Source organism: Pseudomonas sp. OG7 (assembly GCF_014192825.1).
Classification (GTDB): domain Bacteria; phylum Pseudomonadota; class Gammaproteobacteria; order Pseudomonadales; family Pseudomonadaceae; genus Aquipseudomonas; species Aquipseudomonas monteilii.
The window spans coordinates 33,820-56,282 of sequence record NZ_JACHYK010000001.1 but is presented as its reverse complement, the minus strand read 5'-3'; the positions used below and the strand labels follow the sequence as shown (position 1 = coordinate 56,282).

The 22,463-nt window shown below is 62.7% G+C and carries 21 protein-coding genes and 1 pseudogene; 12 read left to right on the top strand and 10 right to left on the bottom strand.

Features of this window, described 5'->3' with window-relative positions:
- Genes FHW75_RS00265 through FHW75_RS00255 form a run of 3 tightly spaced genes read left to right on the top strand, consistent with a single transcriptional unit; the run spans position 1 to position 2,587 of the window.
- Positions 1-1,080 (top strand): heme A synthase, encoded by a 1,080-nt coding sequence (locus FHW75_RS00265; protein WP_025754203.1) that lies wholly within the window; start codon positions 1-3, stop codon positions 1,078-1,080.
- Entirely contained in the window at positions 1,065-1,958 is an 894-nt protein-coding gene (cyoE, locus tag FHW75_RS00260; protein WP_019099212.1) for a heme o synthase, read from the top strand. The genes FHW75_RS00265 and cyoE overlap by 16 nt, the downstream gene beginning before the upstream one ends.
- A complete protein-coding gene (locus FHW75_RS00255; RefSeq protein ID WP_019099211.1) occupies positions 1,955-2,587 on the top strand; it encodes an SCO family protein in 633 nt (210 codons plus the stop codon). The genes cyoE and FHW75_RS00255 overlap by 4 nt, the downstream gene beginning before the upstream one ends.
- A 67-nt stretch (positions 2,588-2,654) precedes the next feature.
- Here FHW75_RS00255 and FHW75_RS00250 read toward each other — a convergent pair whose 3' ends face one another.
- The 3 genes from FHW75_RS00250 to FHW75_RS00240 form a co-directional block, all read right to left on the bottom strand.
- Positions 2,655-3,425, bottom strand: a complete 771-nt coding sequence (locus tag FHW75_RS00250) for a MetQ/NlpA family ABC transporter substrate-binding protein (RefSeq protein ID WP_016712836.1) — start codon at positions 3,423-3,425, stop codon at positions 2,655-2,657.
- Positions 3,426-3,489: 64 nt separating this feature from the next.
- Complete coding sequence (locus tag FHW75_RS00245; protein ID WP_010951513.1) at positions 3,490-4,161, bottom strand: methionine ABC transporter permease; 672 nt, start codon at positions 4,159-4,161, stop codon at positions 3,490-3,492.
- The gene (locus tag FHW75_RS00240; protein ID WP_016712837.1) at positions 4,161-5,168 is read right to left on the bottom strand and encodes a methionine ABC transporter ATP-binding protein; all 1,008 of its coding nucleotides are present in this window, start codon (positions 5,166-5,168) and stop codon (positions 4,161-4,163) included. The genes FHW75_RS00245 and FHW75_RS00240 overlap by 1 nt, the downstream gene beginning before the upstream one ends.
- 226 nt (positions 5,169-5,394) lie before the next feature.
- Here FHW75_RS00240 and katE point away from each other — a divergent pair, with 226 nt between their 5' ends.
- Complete coding sequence (gene katE / locus FHW75_RS00235) at positions 5,395-7,530, top strand: catalase HPII (RefSeq protein ID WP_183673017.1); 2,136 nt, start codon at positions 5,395-5,397, stop codon at positions 7,528-7,530.
- A gap of 114 nt (positions 7,531-7,644) precedes the next feature.
- Here katE and FHW75_RS00230 read toward each other — a convergent pair whose 3' ends face one another.
- The 4 genes from FHW75_RS00230 to zur all read right to left on the bottom strand — a co-directional run bounded on the left by FHW75_RS00230 (position 7,645) and on the right by zur (position 10,510).
- Positions 7,645-8,352 carry a PA5502 family lipoprotein gene (locus FHW75_RS00230; RefSeq protein ID WP_019099208.1) on the bottom strand — a complete coding sequence of 236 codons (708 nt, stop codon included), beginning with the start codon at positions 8,350-8,352 and terminating at the stop codon, positions 7,645-7,647.
- Between the two features lie 127 nt (positions 8,353-8,479).
- Entirely contained in the window at positions 8,480-9,262 is a 783-nt protein-coding gene (gene znuB / locus FHW75_RS00225) for a zinc ABC transporter permease subunit ZnuB (protein WP_183673015.1), read from the bottom strand.
- Positions 9,255-10,028, bottom strand: coding sequence for a zinc ABC transporter ATP-binding protein ZnuC (gene znuC / locus FHW75_RS00220; protein WP_019099206.1), 774 nt, complete (start codon positions 10,026-10,028; stop codon positions 9,255-9,257). The genes znuB and znuC overlap by 8 nt, the downstream gene beginning before the upstream one ends.
- The gene (zur, locus tag FHW75_RS00215) at positions 10,025-10,510 is read right to left on the bottom strand and encodes a zinc uptake transcriptional repressor Zur (protein ID WP_019099205.1); all 486 of its coding nucleotides are present in this window, start codon (positions 10,508-10,510) and stop codon (positions 10,025-10,027) included. The genes znuC and zur overlap by 4 nt, the downstream gene beginning before the upstream one ends.
- Positions 10,511-10,528: 18 nt before the next feature.
- On the opposite strand from zur, the gene FHW75_RS00210 reads away from it, so the two are divergent.
- Complete coding sequence (locus tag FHW75_RS00210) at positions 10,529-11,485, top strand: zinc ABC transporter substrate-binding protein ZnuA (protein WP_019099204.1); 957 nt, start codon at positions 10,529-10,531, stop codon at positions 11,483-11,485.
- Positions 11,486-11,597: 112 nt separating this feature from the next.
- On the opposite strand, the gene FHW75_RS00205 is transcribed toward FHW75_RS00210, so the two are convergent.
- The gene (locus FHW75_RS00205; RefSeq protein ID WP_016712843.1) at positions 11,598-12,548 is read right to left on the bottom strand and encodes a homoserine kinase; all 951 of its coding nucleotides are present in this window, start codon (positions 12,546-12,548) and stop codon (positions 11,598-11,600) included.
- 69 nt (positions 12,549-12,617) lie between these two features.
- Complete coding sequence (locus FHW75_RS00200; RefSeq protein WP_013970316.1) at positions 12,618-12,905, bottom strand: DUF2782 domain-containing protein; 288 nt, start codon at positions 12,903-12,905, stop codon at positions 12,618-12,620.
- 75 nt (positions 12,906-12,980) lie between these two features.
- On the opposite strand from FHW75_RS00200, the gene polA reads away from it, so the two are divergent.
- On the top strand, positions 12,981-15,728 hold the full coding sequence (gene polA, locus FHW75_RS00195) for a DNA polymerase I (protein ID WP_183673013.1): 2,748 nt from the start codon (positions 12,981-12,983) through the stop codon (positions 15,726-15,728).
- Between the two features lie 412 nt (positions 15,729-16,140).
- Here polA and yihA read toward each other — a convergent pair whose 3' ends face one another.
- Positions 16,141-16,773, bottom strand: a complete 633-nt coding sequence (gene yihA / locus FHW75_RS00190; protein ID WP_019099202.1) for a ribosome biogenesis GTP-binding protein YihA/YsxC — start codon at positions 16,771-16,773, stop codon at positions 16,141-16,143.
- 201 nt (positions 16,774-16,974) lie between these two features.
- On the opposite strand from yihA, the gene FHW75_RS00185 reads away from it, so the two are divergent.
- The 6 genes and pseudogenes from FHW75_RS00185 (at position 16,975) to FHW75_RS00160 (ending at position 22,403) form a co-directional block, all read left to right on the top strand.
- On the top strand, positions 16,975-17,277 hold the full coding sequence (locus FHW75_RS00185; RefSeq protein WP_016712845.1) for a cytochrome c5 family protein: 303 nt from the start codon (positions 16,975-16,977) through the stop codon (positions 17,275-17,277).
- A gap of 31 nt (positions 17,278-17,308) precedes the next feature.
- Complete coding sequence (locus FHW75_RS00180) at positions 17,309-17,926, top strand: cytochrome c (protein ID WP_016712846.1); 618 nt, start codon at positions 17,309-17,311, stop codon at positions 17,924-17,926.
- Between the two features lie 151 nt (positions 17,927-18,077).
- Complete coding sequence (dsbA, locus tag FHW75_RS00175; protein WP_019099201.1) at positions 18,078-18,710, top strand: thiol:disulfide interchange protein DsbA; 633 nt, start codon at positions 18,078-18,080, stop codon at positions 18,708-18,710.
- A gap of 34 nt (positions 18,711-18,744) precedes the next feature.
- Positions 18,745-19,577 (top strand): annotated as a pseudogene (locus FHW75_RS00170) (endonuclease/exonuclease/phosphatase family protein).
- 27 nt (positions 19,578-19,604) lie between these two features.
- A complete protein-coding gene (locus tag FHW75_RS00165; RefSeq protein WP_019099199.1) occupies positions 19,605-21,533 on the top strand; it encodes a GGDEF domain-containing protein in 1,929 nt (642 codons plus the stop codon).
- A gap of 81 nt (positions 21,534-21,614) precedes the next feature.
- Positions 21,615-22,403 (top strand): N-acetylmuramoyl-L-alanine amidase, encoded by a 789-nt coding sequence (locus FHW75_RS00160; RefSeq protein ID WP_019099198.1) that lies wholly within the window; start codon positions 21,615-21,617, stop codon positions 22,401-22,403.
- The last annotated feature ends 60 nt before the right edge of the window (positions 22,404-22,463 follow it).

The following is a 22,463-nucleotide window of genomic DNA, read 5'->3' as shown; positions in this document are numbered from 1 at the left end:
ATGGCCAGACCTGGATTCCGCTTGGCTGTATTCGCCACCCTGCTGGCACTGCTGGTCGTCCTGCTCGGTGCCTATACCCGCCTGACCCACGCCGGCCTGGGCTGCCCGGACTGGCCAGGTTGCTACGGCTTCATCAGCGTGCCCAAGAGCGAGGCCCAATTGGCCCATGCCGAGCTGCACTTCCCCGATCACCCCGTGGAAGAGGCCAAGGGCTGGGCCGAGATGGTCCATCGCTACTTCGCCGGCACGCTGGCCGTGGTGATTGCCCTGCTCGCCTTTCAGGCGGTGCGCCGGCATGCCCGCGATGGCCAGCCCTATCGCCTGCCTGTGTTGTTACTGGGCGTGGTGCTGGCCCAGGCGGCTTTCGGCATGTGGACAGTTACCCTGAAGCTGTGGCCACAGGTGGTTACCGCGCACTTGCTCGGCGGGTTCACTACGTTGAGCCTGCTGTTCCTGCTATCCCTGCGTCTATCCCGGGCTTTTGCGCCATTGCCCAAGTTGCCGTTGAGCTTGCGCCGGATCGCTGCATTGGCCCTGCTGGTGGTGATCGGCCAGATCGCCCTGGGCGGTTGGGTCAGTGCCAACTACGCAGCGGTCGCCTGCATTGACCTGCCCACTTGCCATGGCCAGTGGTGGCCGGCGGCGGACTTCAGCAACGGCTTCCATCTGACCCAACACGTCGGCCCCAACTACCTCGGCGGGCAACTGGACAGTGATGCACGCACGGCCATCCACATCAGCCACCGGCTGGGGGCACTGTTGGTGACTTGCGTGCTTTTGATGCTCAGCTGGAAGCTGCACCGCTGTGGCCTCCCCGGTCTGGCGCGGCTGGTACTGTTGGCGCTGGCCCTGCAAGTGGGCCTGGGCATCAGCAATGTGTTGTTCCACCTGCCACTGGTGGTGGCTGTGGCGCACAACGCGGGTGGGGCGATGTTGCTGCTGAGCATGGTGCTGGTGAACTACCGCATTCGCGTGGTCGACAAGTTGCGCGTGGGTGTCGGCCACGGCTGGCGCCTGCGGCCGGTGGCCGGCGTGGGCACTTCCCTTCACATGAGGAACGATTCGTGGCGACGCTTCTGAGTGCACGGCGGGCCAGCTGGCGCGATTACCTGGAGCTGACCAAGCCCAAGGTGGTGGTGCTGATGCTGATTACCTCGCTGGCAGGCATGTTCCTCGCTACCCGGGCCGGGGTGAGCTGGAGCGTGCTGCTGTTCGGCAACCTGGGCATCGGCTTGTGTGCAGGTGGTGCAGCGGTGGTCAACCATGTGGTGGATCGGCGCATCGATGCGCTGATGGCCCGTACCCACAAGCGGCCCCTGGCCCAAGGCCGGGTCGAGCCACTGCCCGCACTGTCGTTCGCCTTGGCGCTCGCAGTGTTGGGCATGGCGCTGCTGCTGGTGTTCACCAACGCCCTGACCGCCTGGCTTACCCTGGCGTCCTTGCTTGGCTATGCGGTGCTCTACACCGGCTTTCTCAAGCGTGCCACGCCACAGAACATCGTCATCGGTGGCTTGGCCGGCGCCGCCCCGCCGCTGCTCGGCTGGGTGGCCGTAAGCGGCCATGTCAGCGCCGAACCCTTGCTGCTGGTGCTGATCATCTTCGCCTGGACGCCACCGCACTTCTGGGCCTTGGCCATCCACCGCAAGGAGGAATACGCCAAGGCCGATATCCCGATGCTGCCGGTGACCCACGGCGAGCGCTACACCAAGCTGCATATCCTGCTGTACACCCTGGTATTGCTGGCGGTCAGCCTGTTGCCGTATGCCATCCACATGAGCGGCCCGCTGTACCTGGCCTGTGCCCTGGCGCTGGGCCTGCGCTTCCTGCATTGGGCCTGGGTGTTGTACCGTGGCAGCCGGCCGCACGCGGCGATCGGTACCTTCAAGTACTCTATCGGCTACCTGTTCGCGCTGTTCATCGCGTTGCTCCTCGACCACTACCTGTTGCTGAACCTATGACCCGAACCCAGAAAACCGTCTTTATCCTCGTTGCCCTGGTCGCGCTGATCATGGGCCTGACTGTCAACAAGGTGCTCAATGGCCGCGACCAGCCCAACCCTACCGAGCTGATCGACGCCGGCATCATCCTGCTGCCGCAGAGCCGTACCGTGGCGGATGTGACCATGACCAACCAGGACGGCCAGCCAGTGCGACTGGATGACCTGAAGGGCAAATGGTCGCTGCTGTTCTTTGGCTACACCTACTGCCCGGACATCTGCCCGACTACCTTGGCCCAGTTGCGCCAGGTGAAGAGTGAGCTGCCCAAGGAAGCCGTTGACCGGCTGCAGGTGGTGTTGGTGAGTGTGGACCCGAACCGCGACACGCCTAACCAGTTGAAGCAATACCTGGGCTATTTCGACAAGGACTTTGTCGGGGTGGCGGGGTCGATCGAGGATACCCAGAAGTTGGCTAATGCCTTGAGCATTCCGTTCATTCCGGCCGATACCAGCAAGCCGGGGTATACCGTGGATCACAGCGGTAACCTGGCGGTTGTGGGGCCGGATGGGCGTCAGCGTGGTTTCATTCGTGCGCCGTTCAACAACCAGAAGCTGGTGGCGCAGTTGCCCGGGCTTGTGAAGCGGGATTGAGATTTCGAGCCTGCTTTGCAGGCCTTGTGCCGCGAAAGGGCCGCAAAGCGGCCCCGGGGATTTCGGATCAGAACGCCGGAACCACAGCGCCCTTGTATTTCTCGACGATGAACTGCTTCACCTCAGGCGAGTGCAGCGCAGCGGCCAGTTTCTTCATGTCTTCCGAGTCTTTGTTGTCCGGGCGGGCAACCAGGATGTTCACGTAAGGCGAGTCGCTGCCTTCGATGGCCAGCGCGTCCTTCTCCGGGTTCAGCTTGGCTTCCAGCGCGTAGTTGGTGTTGATCAGGGCGGCATCGACCTGGGTCAGCACGCGCGGGATGGTGGCCGCTTCCAGCTCACGGAACTTGATGCTTTTCGGGTTCTCGGCAACATCCTTCACGGTGGACAGGATGTTCTTGTTGTCCTTCAGCTTGATCACACCGGCCTTGTCCAGCAGCAGCAGGGCGCGGCCGCCGTTGGTGGCGTCGTTGGGGATGACCACGGTGGCGCCGGAAGACAACTCGTCCAGCTTCTTGATCTTGGTCGAGTACACGCCCAGCGGCTCGATGTGCACGCCGGCTACGCTCACCAGTTGGGTGCCCTTGGCCTTGTTGAACTCATCCAGGTACGGCTGGTGCTGGAAGAAGTTGGCGTCCAGGCGCTTTTCGGCCACCTGCACGTTCGGCTGGATGTAGTCGGTGAACTCCTTCACCTTCAGCTCCACGCCCTCTTTCGCCAGCTGTGGTTTGACGAAGTTGAGGATCTCGGCGTGCGGCACCGGGGTGGCGGCAACGGTCAGGGTATCGGCGTGGGCCGAGAAGGCCGCGACAGCGGCAGCGACAGCAAGCAGCTTCTTCATCAATCACTCCTTGTGAGGGCCGCGACGGCCCCCGAACGGGTCGGCCGGGCCGACCCCATTGGGGTTACTTACGGGAAAAATGCACGACCAGTTTGTCGCCCACGCTCTGCAGTACTTGAACCAGTACCAGCAGCAATACCACGGTCACTACCATTACATCGGTCTGGAAGCGCTGGTAACCGAAGCGAATCGCCAGGTCGCCCAGGCCACCGGCACCGACCACACCGGCCATGGCGGTGTACGACACCAGGGTGATGGCCGTTACGGTGATGGCCGCGAAGATGCCCGGGCGGGCTTCCGGCAGCAGCGCACTGGTGATGATCTGGCGGGTGGTGGCGCCCATCGACTGGGTAGCTTCGATGATGCCGCGGTCCACTTCACGCAGGGCCGTTTCCACCAGGCGCGCGAAGAACGGCGTGGCACCTACCACCAGCGGCGGAATGGCGCCGGCAACGCCCAGCGAGGTGCCGGTGATCAGTACGGTGAACGGGATCATCACGATCAGCAGGATGATGAACGGCAGCGAGCGCAGGATGTTCACCACCAGCGACAGCAGCGCATACACGCCCTTTTGCTCGAACATCTGCTTAGGCCCGCAGAGGAACAGCAGCACGCCCAGCGGCAGGCCCAGCAGCACGGTGAAGAACAACGAGCCGAACAACATGATCATGGTATCGACGGTGGCCAGCCAGATTTCGGCCCAGTCGACGTTTGCAAAGAAATTCAGGGCGTCCATCAACGCAGTACCTCCATATGTACGTCAGCTGCCTTGAAGCGGGCGAATGCCGCTTCCATGTCACCGCCGATCAGGGCGAGGGTGAGCTGGCCATAGGGGACATCCTTGATGCGGTCGATACGCCCGGCGAGGATGCTGTAGTCCACACCGGTTTCGCGGGCCACGGTGCCCAGCAGCGGCGCGTAGGTGGCGTCGCCCTGGAAGGTCAGGCGCACGATACGGCCTGGTACATGGGCGAAATCGTCGCGCTGTTCGCCTTCGTCGACTTGCTCGTCCTCCTGGACAAAGCGCTTGGTGGTGGGGTGCTGCGGGTGCAGGAACACATCGGCCACCGAGCCTTGCTCGACGATCTGGCCGGCGTCCATCACTGCCACGCGGTCGCAGACACGGCGGATCACGTCCATTTCATGGGTGATCAGCACGATGGTCAGCTTCAGCTCACGGTTGATCTCGGCCAGCAATTGCAGGACCGAAGCCGTGGTTTGCGGGTCGAGGGCACTGGTAGCCTCGTCGCACAGCAGGATCTTCGGGTTGGTGGACAGGGCGCGGGCGATGCCGACGCGCTGCTTCTGGCCACCGGACAGCTGCGCCGGGTACTTTTTGGCGTGGTCTTGCAGGCCTACACGGGCCAGCAGCTCGGTGACACGTTTGTCGATTTCGCTGCGCGACAGCTCGCCGGCCAGGGTCAGTGGCAGGGCGACGTTGTCGGCGACGGTCTTGGAGGCCAGCAGGTTGAAGTGCTGGAAGATCATCCCGACCTGCTGGCGGAAGCCGCGCAACTGGCTGGCGTTGAACGCGGTGACGTCTTCGCCGTCGACGATGATCTTGCCGCCGGAGGGCTCTTCCAGGCGGTTGATCAGGCGCAGCATGGTGCTTTTGCCGGCGCCGGAATGGCCGATCAGGCCGAACACCTGGCCATCTTCGATGGTCAGGCTGGTCGGATTCAGTGCGGGGATTTCCCTACCGGCAACGCGGTAGGTTTTATGTACCTGTTGGAACTCGATCACGTAGCGAACCTTGTGGGGCGCATGAAATTTGGGTCAGCGGTTAGCTGGGGTCGCGCATTTTAGCCTTTTCCCATAGCTGTTCTTAGCATTTATTTCGTAATGCACCAATCCATCGGGCATATCGCGACAACCGGTAATCCTGATTGAACGCTCGGCAAAGCCTTCCAGTCACTAGTTGAACAAGCCCGCAACGGGCACGCCTGAAGACTGATGAGGAGAGACGACCATGCCCAGCAAGAAAACGGACGCGCCCAAGCAGAGTGAAGCCGCTGGCACCCAGACCCCGGACCGGGCCAATACCAATGCCAAGTTGCAGAGCCTGGAAACCTTCCGCAGCGACGCTACCGGCCAGGCCCTGCGCACCAACCAGGGCGTGAAGATTGCCGACAACCAGAACAGCCTCAAGGCTGGCGCACGAGGGCCGTCGCTGCTCGAAGACTTCATCATGCGCGAGAAGATCACCCACTTCGACCATGAGCGCATCCCGGAGCGCATCGTGCATGCCCGTGGTACCGGGGCGCACGGCTACTTTCAGAGTTATGGCAACCATGCGGATCTGACCAAAGCCGGTTTCCTGCAAGATCCCGACAAGATCACACCGGTGTTTGTACGCTTTTCCACCGTGCAGGGTCCCCGTGGTTCGGGGGATACCGTGCGTGATGTGCGCGGTTTCGCGGTCAAGTTCTATACCGACGAAGGTAACTTCGACCTGGTCGGCAACAACATGCCGGTCTTCTTCATCCAGGATGCCATCAAGTTCCCCGATTTTGTGCATGCGGTCAAACCCGAGCCGCATAACGAGATTCCTACCGGTGGCTCGGCCCACGATACGTTCTGGGATTTCGTTTCGCTGGTGCCGGAGTCGGCCCACATGGTGATGTGGGCCATGTCCGACCGGGCTATCCCGCGCAGCTTGCGCATGATGGAAGGCTTTGGCGTGCATACCTTCCGCCTGATCAACGCCGAGGGCGTGGCCAGTTTCGTCAAGTTCCACTGGAAGCCGCGCCAGGGCGTGCATTCGCTGCTGTGGGATGAGGCGCAGAAACTGGCGGGCAAGGACACTGACTTCCAGCGCCGTGACTTGTGGGAGGCGATCGAGACCGGCGATTACCCGGAATGGGAACTCGGCGTGCAGATCGTGCCGGAGGCCGACGAGCACAAGTTCGACTTCGACTTGTTGGACTCGACCAAGATCATCCCGGAAGAGCTGGTGCCCGTAACGCCCTTGGGCAAGATGGTGCTGAACCGTAACCCGGACAATTTCTTTGCCGAGGTCGAACAGGTGGCGTTCTGCCCAGGCCATATCGTGCCTGGAATCGACTTTACCAATGACCCACTGCTACAGGGCCGGCTGTTCTCGTACACCGATACCCAGATCAGCCGCCTGGGCGGGCCGAACTTCCACCAGATCCCGATCAACCGCCCGGTAGCGCCTAACCACAACAACCAGCGTGATGCCCTGCACCAGCACGTCGTGCACAAGGGGCGGGCGTCCTACGAGCCAAACTCGATCGACGGTGGTTGGCCAAAGGAAACCCCGGCAGCGGCGCAGGACGGTGGTTTCGAGAGCTACCAGGAGCGTATCGATGCGCACAAGATTCGTCAGCGCAGCGAGTCGTTCGGTGATCACTTCTCGCAAGCCCGGCTGTTCTTCCAGAGCATGAGCCCGACCGAACAGCAGCACATCATCAAGGCTTACAGCTTCGAGTTGGGCAAAGTGGAGCGCGAACATATCCGCGCCCGGGAAGTGAATGAAATTCTCGCCAATATCGATTTGAAGCTGGCGGCGGCAGTTGCAGCCAACCTGGGCCTGCCTGCGCCGAAAGCGGGTACGGTGCAGGTGAAGGGCAGCCAGCTGGCGCAATCACCGGCCTTGAGCCAGATGAACCACCCAGGTTCGGTGGGTATCAAGGGGCGCAAGATTGCCGTGCTGGTGGCCAATGGCGTGGACGCTGCAAGCGTGGACAAACTGATCAAGGCCCTGGAAGCGCACAGTGCCCGGCCGATGCTGTTGGGGCCGACCTCGGCGCCGGTAAAGGCGACGGATGGCAAGCAACTGCCGGTGGAGGCATCGATGGAGGGGATGCCATCGATCATGTTCGACGGGATTGTCGTGCCATCAGGTAAGGCTTCGACGGATGCCTTGGCAGCCAGCGGGCTAGCCAAACACTTCTTGCTGGAAGGCTACAAGCACCTGAAGGCTATGGTGTTGACCAAGGAACTGGCGACCGGCCTGGGACTTAAGGAAGACAAGGGCTTGCTGCTGGCGGATGACCAAAAAGCCGTGGATGCCTTTGTCAAAGCGGTTGAGGGGCATCGGGTGTGGGAGCGGGAAGCTGCTGCGGAGGCTGTGCCGGCCTAAGGGGCTGCTTTGCAGCCCATCGCCGGCAAGCCAGCTTCCACAGGTACTGCGCAGGCCTTGGGCGCTGTGCACTACCTGTGGGAGCTGGCTTGCCGGCGATAGGGCTCTAAAGTTTTATTGCGGGTGCGGCACCAAAACCACTTGGGCCGGCAGCGAGCGCTGAATTTCATGCTTCTGCTTCAGCTCGAAACCACTGTCGATCTTGCGCACGCGTTTCTCCAGCAAGGTCTTCAGCCAAGGGGCATCGTCCGTACGCGGCACCTGGAACACCACTTCGCAGCCATAGCTCACCACGTCGGCGGCAATGTCATCGAGCTGGCGGCGCATGGCGCGGCTGTCGGTGGTCTTCAAGGCCACCACCGTGCTTGGCGCTGTAGGGTCGATGATGCGTGCCTTGGGCTTCGCTTCAGCAGCTTTCAAGGCAGCTTCTGCCTTCTCCAGCTCGGCCTTGCGTGCCTGGGACAGGGGATCGCCACCGGTCACCGCCGGGGCTTGCGGCATCAGTGCACGGGCACGGGCCAGGGCGGTAGCTGCTGCGTTCACATCGCCCTTTTGCAGGACGATCTGACTGCGTTGCAGATAGGCTTCGGCCAACTGACGCTGGTATTGCTCCAGGCGCGCGTCATCCGGCGACTGGGCCTGAAGGGCTGCCAGCTGGTCTTCGGCGGTGGCCAGCTCATTGCTGGCGATGTTTTGTTGCAACTGCTGCCAGGCATCGGCTTGGGCAGGTACAGCGGCCTGTTCGACCGGCGCGCTGGAGCAAGCAGCCAGGAACAGGGAAAACGCGGCAACAAGCAGATAACGGGAGGCGAACGGCTTCATTCCTGCGACTCTCTATTTGCGCAAAAAGCGAGCAAGTCTACACCCAGGTGCGCACGCTCGAAAACAGGTCTTACAGACCCTTTACCCGGCAAAAGGTTGCAAGGCGTGCCATCACACGCCCTGTCTTTCAGCGTTTTGGCAGGGCCAGGCTCAGCAAGAATAGCACCGCAGCGCAGACCACGATCGACGGGCCGGCGGGGGTATCCTTGAACCAGGACATGGCCAGGCCACCGCAAACGGCGGTAACGCCGAGCAGGCTGGCGCCCAGGGCCATCTGCTCGGGGGAGCGTGCGTGACGTTGCGCCGCAGCGGCGGGGATGATCAGCAGCGAAGTGATCAGCAATACACCGACGATCTTCATGGCGACGGCAATCACCACTGCAATCAGCAGCATCAATGCCATGCGCAGGCCCGCAACGGGCAGGCCTTCGACCATCGCCAGTTCTTCGTGCACGGTAACTGCCAGCAACGGCCGCCACAGCACGGCGAGCAGCAGCAGGACCAGCGCACTGCCGCCGAGAATCCAGGCGAGGTCGGGGGTGCTGATGGCTAGCAGGTCGCCGAACAGGTAGGCCATCAGGTCGATGCGCACATCGTGCATGAAGCTCAGTACCACCAGGCCCAGCGACAGGGTACTGGGGGCGAGGATGCCCAGCAGCGTGTCGGAGGCCAGCGGTTGGCGCTGTTGCAAGGTGACCAGCAGGATTGCCAGCAACAGGCAGCCCACGGTTACCGCCAAGGCCGGGCTTACGTCCAGCACGAAACCCATTGCCACGCCCAGCAGCGCGGCGTGGGACAGCGTATCGCCGAAATACGCCATGCGCCGCCACACCACGAAAGAGCCGAGTGGGCCCGCAACTACTGCCAGGGACAAACCCGCAAGCAAGGCGTAAAGAAGAAAATCAGCCATGCTTGCAGTGCTCTCCGTGAACATGGGTGCCGGGGGCGACGACCGAGCCGTGCAGGTCGTGGCTGTGGTCGTGATGGTGGTGGTAAACGGCCAGGCTCGGGGCGTTCTGGCCGAACAGTTCGACGAAGGCCGGGTCGTTGCTGACTTGCTCCGGGTGGCCCGAGCAGCACACGTGGCGGTTCAGGCACACCACCTGGTCGGTGGCGCTCATCACCAGGTGCAGGTCGTGGGACACCATCAGCACGCCGCAGCCGTGGCGGTCGCGCAGGCGGGTGATGAGGTTGTACAGCTCGGTCTGGCCGACCACATCCACGCCCTGCACCGGCTCGTCGAGCACCAGCAACTGAGGTTCGCGCAGCAGCGCACGGGCCAGCAGCACGCGCTGCATCTCGCCGCCGGAAATAGTCTGGATCGGGCTGTCGATGACCTGCTCGGCACCCACTTCCTGCAACGCCGACAAGGCTGCCGCGCGGTCTACGCCGGGCACCAAGCGCAAGAAGCGCAGCACCGACAGCGGCAGTGTGGCATCGACCTGGATCTTCTGCGGCATGTAGCCAATACGCAGTTTCGGCTTGCGCCACACCTTGCCGCGATGCGGCTTGAGCAACCCGAGCACGGCGCGCACCAGGGTGGTTTTGCCCGCCCCGTTGGGGCCGATCAGGGTGACGATCTGGCCGGGTGCCACCGACAGGTCGATGCTGTCGAGTACCGCCTCGCCGGCAAAGGTAACGCCCACCTGTTCCAGGCGGATCAGCGCATCGCTCATGCCGCGCTCCGGCAGTTGCCGCACAGGCCGACCACTTCTACGGTCTGGGTCTCGACCATGAAGCCCACGCCCTTGGCGCTGTTGATGATGGCCTCGCTGATGCTGCTTTGCTCCAGCTCGATGGCCACATGGCAGGCCCGGCAGATCAGGAACTGACCTTGGTGCACGTGCTCGGGGTGGCTGCAGCCGATGAAGGCGTTGAGCGAGGCGATGCGGTGCACCAGGCCGTTTTCCAGCAGGAAGTCCAGCGCGCGGTACACCGTAGGCGGGGCGGCGCGGCGGCCGTCCTGCTCGCTGAGCACGGCGAGGATGTCGTAGGCGCCCAGCGGCTTGTGGCTTTGCCACACCAGTTCCAGCACACGGCGGCGCAGCGCGGTCAGGCGCAGGCCCTGGCGGGTGCACAAGGCGTCGGCTTCAGCCAATGCGCTGTGTACGCAATGGGAGTGATCGTGAGGACGGTTGGCCAGCGGCGTGATGGACATGGGCAGCGACGGTTCTGGATGGAGACGTTATTATGTTACCTGTTTCTGACGACTCGAGTATCCACCGTGTCCCGATTCCTAGCCCTGTTTGTCGCTTTCATCGCATTTTCTGCCCAGGCCGATGTGCGTGTGCTCACCAGTATCAAACCCCTGCAGCAGATTGCCGCCGCCGTGCAGGATGGCGTTGGCAGCCCTGACGTGCTGTTGCCGCCAGGCGCTTCACCCCACCACTACGCGCTGCGCCCTTCCGACGTGCGGCGGGTAGGCGATGCCGACTTGCTGTACTGGATCGGCCCGGACATGGAGAACTTCCTGCCACGGGTGCTGGGCAGCCGCAGCAAGCCCACGGTGGCAGTGCAGTCGCTGACGGGCATGAAGTTGCGTCATTTTGGCGAGGACAGCCACTCCCATGAGGAAGAGGATCACGACGACCATGACCACGATCACCGCCCGGGCAGCCTCGATGCACATTTGTGGCTGTCGTCGGTCAATGCGCGGGTGATCGCGGCGAAAATAGCCGCTGACCTGGCTCAGGTTGACCCGGCCAACGCTGCCCGCTACCAGAGCAACCTCAAGGCGTTCGATGAGCGCCTGGATGCGATGGATGGGCGAATCAAGGCGCGAGTGGCCAGTATTGCCGGCAAGCCGTACTTCGTGTTCCACGAAGCGTTCGACTACTTCGAGGCCGAGTACGGCCTGAAACACACGGGCGTGTTCAGCGTGGCCTCCGAGGTGCAGCCGGGCGCGCAGCATGTTGCTGCCATGCGCAAGCGCCTGCAGGAAGTGGGTAAAACCTGTGTGTTCAGCGAACCGCCGCTGCGGCCGCGACTGGCCGAGACCCTGACCGCCGGGCTGCCGGTGCGCCTGGCCGAGCTGGATGCCTTGGGCGGTACCGACCCGGTGGATGGCAAGGGCTATGAGCGCTTGCTGGAGAAGTTGGGCGGTGACCTGGTTGGGTGTCTGGAACAGCTGTAAGCCTGTTCCGGCCTATTCGCGGGTAAACCCGCTCCCACAGAGATAGCGCTAGTCTCAAGCCTATCGCTGTACCTGTGGGAGCGGGTTCACCCGCGAAGAAGCAGACCCGGTATCAGAGGGCGAACGGCAGGTGCAAAGCCACCTGCTGGCGCTGTGCCAGACGCACCTCGAACTCGCTCGGGTCATGGATCATCACATCCATCCCGGCAAACGATTCCGCCGCAATCAGGCGCGACAGCCAGAAGCGCACGCACCCTACCCGCAACATTTCCGGCCACAGCTCGGCCTCGGCCGCCGTGAACGGCCGCAGCGCCGCATAGGCCGCCAGCAGCGCCTGGGCGCGTGGCACATCGATCGCGCCGTGTTCATCCAGGCACCAGTCGTTCACGGTGATGGCGATGTCATACAGCATCGGCCCCGAGCAGGCGTTGTAAAAGTCGATCACACCGGTCAGGTGGGTGCCTTCGAACATCACGTTGTCGCGGAACAGGTCGGCATGCAGGTTGGCCCGTGGCAAGGCCAGGATCTGCGCCTTGTGCGCGGTGATTTCATCCAGCGCCGGCTGCAGCAGTGCGGCTTGCCCGGCAGTCAGGCGTGGCAGCAGCTCGGCACCCGAGGCCAGCATCCAGTCCAGGCCACGGTCGGTGCGGCGCTCGATGATGTGCTCGCGGGTGGCCAGGTGGATGTGCGCCAGCAGCTCGCCGACCTGGGCGCAGTGCTGGTTGTTCGGCGCTTTGATGTGCTTGCCCGACAGGCGTGGTTGCAACAGCGCAGGCTTGCCGCAAAGTTCGCGCAGGCCATTGCCGTCGCGGTCACGAATGGCATAGGGCACCGGCATGTCGGCAGCGTGCAGGGTGTCGAGCAGCTCGATGAAGAACGGCATGTCCTCGCTCGGCCCACGCTCGATCAGCGTCAGGACGAACTCCCCCTGTTCGAGGCTGACGAAGAAATTGCTGTTCTCGGTGCCGGCGGCAATGCCCTGGAAGTCGAGCAAACGGCCCAGCTCGTACGGCGCCAGAAAGGTTTCCAGCTCAGGCCGGGTCACGGGGGTGAAGACTGACATGATGAAAAATTGCCCATACGGGCACTTCCGCCGGGAAGTGCCGGGTTGATGTGAACGGTGCGCGTCAGATTACCACTCGAAGATCTTCCAGGACGGAATCAGCATGTCCGGCTGGTCGGAACGAATGAAATTGCCATCAGAGCCATCGGCGCGTACCAGGAAATAAGGCTTGCCGTTTTTCGGCGTGATCTTGATCGCATACAGGAAGCCGTTCTGCCGGTATTCCTGGATGGTTTTGTCGCCTTCCGTGCGAATGGTCACCTCGGGATCGGCCGAGGGGGCGTCGTCCGCCGCCAGGGTAACGACAGGCATGGTTGCCAACAGGCCGAGCAGTAACAGGCGATTGAGTGTACGCATGATAACCTAGTCCCTTTGTCGTCAATGATTCTGGCTATTCTAGCGCCGGACCCGTCGAAAAGGTTGATTCTGCTCATGAGCCAAGCGCCCCTCGTCCTGGTGGACGGTTCCTCCTACCTGTACCGCGCTTTCCACGCGCTGCCGCCGCTGACCACGTCCAAGGGCATGCCGACCGGTGCGGTGAAGGGTGTGCTGAACATGCTCAAGAGCCTGCGCAAGCAATACCCCGACAGCCTGTTCGCGGTGGTGTTCGACGCAAAAGGCGGCACATTCCGCGATGCCATGTTCGCCGAGTACAAGGCCAACCGCCCCAGCATGCCCGACGACCTGCGCGTGCAGGTCGAGCCGCTGCATGCCAGCGTGAGGGCGCTGGGCTACCCGTTGCTGTGCGTCGAGGGTGTCGAGGCTGACGACGTCATCGGCACCCTGGCCCGCAGCAGCGCGGCCCAAGGGCGCCCGGTGATCATCTCGACCGGTGACAAGGACATGGCGCAGCTGGTGGACGGGCACATTACCTTGGTCAACACCATGACCGGAAGCGTGCTGGACGTGGCTGGCGTGCACGAGAAATTTGGCGTCGGCCCGGAACACATCATCGACTTCCTCGCCCTGATGGGCGACAAGGTCGACAACATTCCAGGCGTGCCGGGTGTGGGCGAAAAGACCGCCGTGGGCCTGCTGACCGGCATCGGCGGCGGCCTCAGCGACTTGTACGCCAACCTGGACAAGGTCCCGGCGCTGGCCATTCGCGGCGCCAAGACCCTGCCGGCCAAGCTGCAAGAGCACCGCGATGCGGCGTTCCTGTCCTATGAACTGGCCACCATCAAGGTCGACGTGCCGCTGGATGTCGAAGTGGATGCACTGGTGTGCGGCGAGCCGGACCGTGAAGCGCTGCTGTCGCTATACACCGAGATGGAGTTCAAGAGCTGGGTCGCCGAGGTGCAGCGTGACGCGGCCAAGGCCGGTGATGACGTGGCACCGGTAGAGGCGCCAGCCGCCAAGGCCGAGCCCAGGTACGAGACTATCCTCGACCAGGCCCGTTTCGATGCCTGGCTGGAGAAGCTGCGCCAGGCGCCGTTGTTTGCCTTCGACACCGAGACCACCGGCCTGGACGCCCAGCAGGCACAGCTGGTTGGCCTGTCGTTCGCCGTCGAGCCACATGAAGCAGCCTATGTGCCCTTGGCCCACGATTACGAAGGCGCGCCGGCCCAGCTGGACCGCGAGGCCGTGCTGCTCGCCCTGAAGCCGCTGCTGGAAGACCCGGCCAAGGCCAAGGTCGGGCAGAACGCCAAGTACGACATCAACATCCTGGCCAACGGCTCGCCTGCCATCGACATGCGCGGCGTGGCGTACGACACCATGCTCGAGTCGTATGTGCTGAACTCCACGGCTACCCGCCACGACATGGACAGCCTGGCGCAGAAGTACCTCGACCACACCACCATCGCCTTCGAGGACATCGCCGGCAAGGGCGCCAAGCAGCTCACCTTCAACCAGATCCACCTGGACAAGGCCGGTCCGTATGCCGCCGAAGATGCCGACATCACCCTGCGCCTGCATCACGCCCTGCAAGCGCGCCTGGCGCAGACGCCGAGTGTGCAGCCGGTGCTGATGGACATCGAAATGCCGTTGGTGCCGGTGCTGGCCAAGATCGAGCGCCAGGGTGCGTTGGTCGATGCCGCACTGCTGCAGGTACAGAGTGGTGAACTGGGCGTGAAGATGGCCGAGCTGGAACAGCGCGCCTATGAGCTGGCCGGTGAGGAATTCAACCTCGGCTCGCCCAAGCAGCTGGGTTCGATCCTCTACGACAAGCTGGGCATGCCGGTGCTGAGCAAGACGGCCAAAGGCCAGCCATCCACTGCCGAAGCCGTGCTCGACGAGCTGGCCGTGCAAGGCTACCCGCTGCCAGAAGTGCTGATGCAGTACCGCAGCCTGAGCAAGCTCAAGAGCACCTACACCGACAAGCTGCCGGGCCAGATCAACCCGCGCACCGGGCGTATCCATACCTCCTACCAGCAGGCGGTAGCTGCCACCGGCCGGCTGTCGTCCAGCGACCCGAACCTGCAGAACATCCCGATCCGCACTGCCGAAGGCCGTCGTATTCGTCAGGCCTTCATCGCCAGCCCCGGTTACAAGCTGCTGGCGGCGGACTATTCGCAGATCGAGCTGCGCATCATGGCCCACCTCGCCAAGGACGAAGGCTTGTTGCACGCCTTCCGCAATGACTTGGACGTGCACCGCGCCACGGCGGCGGAAGTGTTCGGTGTGGCCCTGGAAGACGTCACAACCGACCAACGCCGCAAGGCCAAGGCCATCAACTTCGGCCTGATCTATGGCATGAGCGCCTTCGGCCTGGCCAAGCAGATCGGTGTCGACCGCAAACAGTCGCAGGATTACATCGACCGTTACTTCGCCCGCTACCCGGGCGTGCTGGCCTACATGGAGCGCACCCGCGCCCAGGCCGCCGAGCAAGGCTTTGTCGAAACCTTGTTCGGCCGCAGGCTGTACCTGCCGGACATCAACGCCAAGAACCCGGCCCTGCGCAAAGGCGCCGAGCGCACGGCGATCAACGCGCCGATGCAAGGCACCGCGGCCGACATCATCAAGCGGGCCATGGTCAATGTGGACAACTGGCTGAGCGAGAGCGGGCTGGATGCCCGGGTGATCCTGCAGGTACACGACGAACTGGTACTTGAGGTGCGTGAAGACCTGGTTCAGCAGGTGAAAGATGAAATTCGCCAGCACATGAGCAAGGCGGCGGAACTGGATGTGCCGCTGCTGGTGGAAGCAGGAATTGGCGCGAATTGGGACGAAGCTCACTGATTGAGCGGGGAAAGCTGTGTAGGATCTGCGACGTAGTGACGCGGATCCTGGCACCGCTCAGTGCCATGGGTGCTGAAGTTTCATGAAACTATCGCAAATAGTTTTCAAGGGTTTGGAACTAAACCGGTGAAGCGGAACTCAGAGTAACTGAATGGCTGGTGAAGCCCTTCGATGCTCCTATGTTGTGTTAAGTGTTGGCAGATATCTGGACCCCGCCCTAGCGGTCCGGACTTGGACCCCGAACTTCCCCCTCCCCATACGAAGTCCGGGGTTTTTTTTGCCCGGAATTTGACTTGAACCTGGCGAAGTACACTGTGGGAGCGGGCTGGCCCGCAAACCTGGGCGAAGCCCAGGCCATGCTCCGCGCTGGAATCTTCGCGGGCAAGCCCGCTCCCACAGGGATGCTCTAGTCTTAGGCTACCGGCTTGTCTTCCAGCTCCATCCAGTCTGCCAGCACCCGGTAGGCGTCTTCCACGCCCAGGCGCTTGGGCGCCGAGAACAGCTGGATGGTCACGCCATCACCCCAGCCCTTGCGGATTTCCGACTGCACTTTGAGCAGGGTGTTCTTGCCCGCGCCGTGGGTCAGCTTGTCAGCCTTTGTCAGCAGGATGTGCATCGGCATGCTGCTGGCCTTGGCCCAGTCGAGCATCATTTTGTCGAAGTCGGTCATCGGGTGGCGCACGTCCATCATCAGGATCACGCCACGCAGGCACTCACGGCTGCCCAGGTAGGCTTCCAGGTGTTTCTGCCAGTGCTGCTTGAGCGGAATCGGCACTTTTGCATAACCGTAGCCCGGCAGGTCGACCAAACGCCGTTCATCGTCCAGACTGAAGAAATTCAACAGCTGGGTGCGCCCGGGGGTTTTCGAGGTACGCGCCAGGCTGGCATGAGTCAGGGTGTTGAGGGCGCTGGATTTGCCGGCGTTGGAGCGGCCGGCGAAAGCCACCTCGTAACCCTGGTCGTCCGGGCATTGTTCGACCTTGGCTGCGCTGAGGGCGAATTTGGCTTTCTGGCAGAGGCCGAGGATGGGGTTCTTGACTTGCATGGGATATCCGATGTGGGTGTTGCCTGACTCTGAAGGCCCGAGCCTGGCAAGCGGTGTCGTTTCCGTTTGGATGGCGGAAGTATATAATGCCCCAGTTTTTGTGTGCTCATTCTCCCAGCGAAGGGGAAGGAGCATGGGGTGTCGAACAATAGCTCGCGCAACAGAACGCAGCGCGGCCCCCAACCCTGAAGGTCGTTCCGCATGGCGAAATGGCTGCTTGCTGTCGGTATGTTCCTGCCGGTTTTCAGCGCACAGGCTACACAGGATCCCGAGGTGTTGTACAACCGCACGTGTGCGGCCTGTCACACCGGGCAGTTGCCACAGGCACCCAGACGGGGTGACCGGGCAGCATGGGAGCCAAGGCTGGCGCAAGGCATGGAGGTACTGGTGAAGCACGTGACCCAGGGTTTCAAGGCTATGCCGCCGCGTGGATTGTGCATGGACTGCAGTGCCGAGGACTACCGTTTGGTCATCCTTTGGATGAGCGGCAGTCCCGATACATAACATTTCACCCTTAGCCGTGTTGGATTAGCTGATGAACAAACTAGTCGTGAGTCTGCTGTTGACCCTGGGTGTCGCAGGTGCGGCCACTGCTGCGCAACCTATCAAAGGCGATGCCGCCGCCGGCCAGGCCAAGACGGCCGTTTGTGGCGCCTGCCACAACCCCGACGGCAACAGCCTGGCACCGAACTTCCCTAAATTGGCCGGCCAAGGCCAGCGTTACCTGGAAAAACAACTGCACGACATCAAGTCGGGCAAGCGCACCGTGCTGGAAATGACCGGCATGTTGGCCGCGTTCAGCGACCAGGACCTGGCTGACATTGCCGCCTACTTCGCCAGCCAGAAAGGCAGCGTGGGGGCCGCCGATCCCAAGCTGGTCGAGCGTGGCCGTGCGCTGTTCAACGGCGGCGACCTGGAAAAAGGCATGCCGGCCTGCACAGGCTGCCACTCACCGAATGGCGCGGGCATCGCCCTGGCTGGCTTCCCGCACCTGGGCGGGCAGCATTCGCAGTACGTGACCAAGCAGCTCACGGACTTCCGCGAAGGCAACCGCACCAACGATGGCGATGCGATGACCATGCGCACCATCGCCGGCAAGCTGAGCAACCACGACATCGAAGCGTTGGCCAGCTACATCCAGGGCCTGCATTAACTTTCAGTTAATGTTGTAGGCCAATGATGAAAGGGCGGCCGGGCCGCCCTTTTTTCAGTCCGCAGCCGTTACACTACAGAACTCGAGCCCTTCCCGGCCTGTCCTAGTGCAGGTCGCGTCGTGGCGACCCATGACTGCTCAGGAGTAAAGCATGCGTAAACTGATTCTCAGCGCTGCGCTGGTCGCCGCCAGCGTGTTCGGTATGACTGCCGTCCAGGCCGCCGAGCCTGTCGCCGGCAAGGAATACATCGAGCTGAGCAACCCTGTTCCGGTTTCCGTGCCTGGCAAAGTCGAAGTGGTCGAGCTGTTCTGGTACGGCTGCCCACATTGCTACCACTTCGAACCGGTCATCAACCCATGGGTCGAAAAACTGCCCAAGGACGTCAACTTCAAGCGCGTACCGGCCATGTTCGGCGGCCCATGGGACGCCCACGGCCAGATGTTCCTCACCCTCGAAGCCATGGGCGTCGAGCACAAGGTTCACGCGGCGGTGTTCGATGCCATCCAGAACCAACACAAACGCCTGACCGACAAGAACGACATGGCCGACTTCCTCGCCACCCAAGGCGTGGACAAGGACAAGTTCCTCGCCACCTTCGACTCATTCGCCATCAAGGGCCAGGTCAACCAGGCCAAAGAGCTGGCGAAAAAGTACGAAATCACCGGCGTACCGAGCATGGTCGTCAACGGCAAGTACCGCTTCGACCTGGGCACCGCTGGCGGGCCGGAAGGCGTGCTGAACGTTGCCGACCAGCTGATCGACAAGGAGCGCGCCGCTAAGTAAGCGGCGTAACCCATGCCCCGCTTCCGAGCCACGCGTGGCATTGGCCTGCACCAGCCGCAGGTCAACGAGCATCACCTGCAGGCCTCTGGCCTGCCCGAGGATGGTCGGCTGCGGCTGCTCAGTTTCAATATTCAGGTTGGCATCAGCACCGAACGCTACCGGCATTATCTGACCCGCAGCTGGCAGCACTTGCTGCCGCATAACGGGCGTGCCGGCAACCTGCAGAAAATCGGCGAACTGCTGGGCGACTTCGACCTGGTGGCCTTGCAGGAAGCCGACGGTGGCAGCCTGCGCTCGGGTTACATCAACCAGGTCGAGCTCCTGGCTCAATTGGGGGCCTTCCCCTACTGGTACCAGCAACTCAACCGCAACCTCGGGCGTTTCGCCCAGCACAGCAATGGCGTGCTCAGCCGCCTGAAGCCGCAGGTGCTCGAAGACCACCCGTTGCCAGGCCCGGCCGGCCGTGGGGCGATCCTGGTGCGTTTTGGTGAGGGCGAGGATGCGTTGATCGTGGTGATGATGCACCTGGCGCTCGGCGCCAGGACGCGTGCCCTGCAACTGGGTTATATCCGCGAGCTGATTGGTGGTTATCGTCATCAGGTGCTGATGGGCGACATGAACACCCATGCCACCGACCTGCTGGAGCACTCGCCGCTGCGCGACCTGGGCCTGATTGCCCCGCAAGTCGAGGCCACCTTCCCCAGCTGGCGACCACAGCGTTGCCTGGACCATATCCTGCTCAGCCCAAGCCTCACGCTGGAGCGTGTCGAGGTGCTGGCGCGGCCAATTTCCGACCACCTTCCCGTTGCAGTCGAGATTCGATTGCCTGATGCATTGACTGTGGATACGCTGCCGGTCTTGAGCTAATTGCCATCACCGTTTGCGGACCCGGGCATGACTGAAGACGCTGAGCGCTGGAAAGAAAAATACCTTAAAAGCATCGAGCAGCAAGAAAAGCTCGAACGCCGGTGGGACGCCCGTCTCGACCTGCTTCGTCGTGGCCTGGTGCGCAGCAGCCTGGCTGCGGAAGGCAGTGACAAGGTGGTGGACGCGTGCATGAAGGAAATGCGCGAAGTCATCCGCAGTGACAACATGGACGCCGGCCTCGCCGGTTTGATCCCGCGCCTTGAAAAGGCGGTGCTGGACTCCGAACAGCGCCGCGAAACCCGCATGAACCAGGTCAGCGATGCGCTCGCCGCGCTGGTTGGCCAATTGCAAGGTCTGTCGCTGCCCAGCGATATCTCGCGTCCGCTGAAAAAACTGGCGAAGAAGCTCGAGGGTGGAGTTGCCCAGTCCCGCGATCTGCCGCCGCTGCTGGGCGAGTTGAGTGGTTTGCAGGGCCGTGCCCTGTCGGCGCTTGGTAAAACGGAGGATGAAGCCCGGCCTGGTTTCTTGCAGCGCTTGTTCGGTAGCCGCGAGGATGACCCGCAAGGCGAGCCAGTCCCTGAGCCGGTGGCAGTGCCTGCTGCCGAAGCGCCGCCTCAGGTTGCGCAGCCCCCTCTTGAAGCCCCGCAGCCCGACGATGTGGATGCGCTGCAACCGTTGCCGGCCCCTGTCACCGAAGCGACCGTAGCGGCGGAACCCGAGCCGGAGCTACAGGGCCCAGCGCTGATCGAAACGGCTGAAACACTCGCCGTCCCGCACCCGCTGCAGGAGGACGTACTGGAGCCTGACGCGACCGCCAGCGAACCTATGGCAGCAGCACAACCGGCACCCACGCTCGAAGAGACGTTCGGCGAAGATGGCCCCTATGCCCTGCCCTATGCCGTCGAGCCACCCTACAGCCAGGTTGCCGCGCACATCGAGCAGACCCTGATCGGCCTGCTTGATGACCTCAGCCTGCCCGAGCGGCACAAGGCCCAGGCGCTGGAAATGCGCGAGCGGGTTGCCCGTGGCCTGAACTGGTACGAGCTGATCCCGGTGCTGGATGACCTGGCTGTGCTGATGCTGGCAATAACCGACAGCGGCCAGCACGAATTCGAAACCTACCTGCAACAGCTCAACGAACGCCTGGAAGGCTTCCAGAGCCACCTGCAGGAGGCCAGCGCCGGCCATGCCGACAACAGCAGCGCTGCCCGCGAACTGGATACCCAGCTGCGCGAGCACGTCGACGGCTTGCAAAGCAGCGTGCAAGGCGCCGCCGATGTGGACAGCCTCAAGCACATCCTGGAAAACCGGCTGGAAGGCCTATTGGTCACCATGGACGAGCACAAGCTTGAGCGTGATCGCCGCGAGCAGGAGCTGGCAGGGCGCCTGCAAGGCTTGTCGGAACGGGTGGCGAACATGGAGCATGAAGCGCTCGGCTACCGTGAACACCTGGAAGAGCAACGGCAAAAAGCCCTGCTCGACCCGCTCACCGGCTTGCCCAATCGTGCGGCCTGGAGCGAGCGGGTAGAACGCGAAATACTCGAATGGCAAGAGGCCGGCGGCCATCTGGCCATGGCGATTCTCGACCTGGACCACTTCAAGCGCATAAACGACAGCTATGGGCACCTGGCCGGGGACAAGGTGCTCAAGATTGTTGCTGACCAGCTGCGCAAACGCCTGCGTGGTCGTGACTTCATTGCCCGTTTCGGGGGCGAAGAGTTTGTCCTGTTACTGCCGCAGACTTCACCCGCGGCAGCGGCCCAGATGGCGGAAGTACTGCGCGCCACGGTGGAGGCCTGCCCGTTCCACTTCAAGGGCGAGCGGGTGGTGATCACCACCTCTATCGGCCTGGGGGCGTTTCGCTCTGGCGAGCGTGGCGACCAGGTGCTCAAGCGCGCCGATGCGGCGCTGTACCGGGCCAAGGAGCTGGGACGTAACCGCGTCGAGCAGAGCTAGCGTTTGCTAACACTGATCCACGGTAAGCGCGGCCATGGGGAGCACGTTATACTGTAGCCCTCATTCGCTGAGGCCACTGACGTGCTTTCCACGCTTAAAAAAACGCTGATTTGCTTTTTGCTGTTGTCTGTTGCCGGATGTTCGACGGGGTTGCGCATCGACCGCAGCCACCCCTCGGCCAACCAGGACAACCGCATCCAGTTCGTTGTACTGCATTACACCAATGCATCCCTGGAGCGCTCCCTGGCGTTGCTTACCCAGGGTGAGGTCAGCAGCCATTACCTGATCGGCGACGGTCCGGCCACGGTGTATCAACTGGTGGATGAAAACCGTCGTGCCTGGCATGCCGGCGACAGCCAATGGCAGGGGCGCACCTGGCTGAACTCGTCGTCCATCGGGATCGAGATCGTCAACCCGGGCTTCACCGACACGCCGAATGGCCGGGTCTGGCACCCTTATAGCGAAGCGCAGGTTCAGTCGCTGATCGCGCTGCTCAAGGACATCGTCAAACGTAACAACATCGAGCCTCGGCACATCATTGGTCACAGTGATATCGCACCATCACGCAAGCTGGACCCGGGGCCGCTGTTCCCATGGAAGCGCCTGGCCGATGCCGGGCTGGGTATCTGGCCTGATGCCAATGCCGTGGCGCGCCAACAGGCCTACTTCAGCGTCAACCCGCCAAGCGTGGGCTGGTACCAGCAGGAACTGGCGCGGTTTGGCTACCAAGTCGAGCAGACCGGGGTGCTGGATGTCGCCACCCGCCACGTGATTGCTGCGTTCCAGATGCGCTTCCGTCCCCAGCGCTTCGACGGCATGCCCGATGCGCAGACGGCAGCGATGCTGCAGGTGCTCAACCGGATGCGTTGAGCCCGCAGCGAGGCGCTAAACGGCGAGGATGATTCTTGATCCAGTTGCTATACCTTGGTA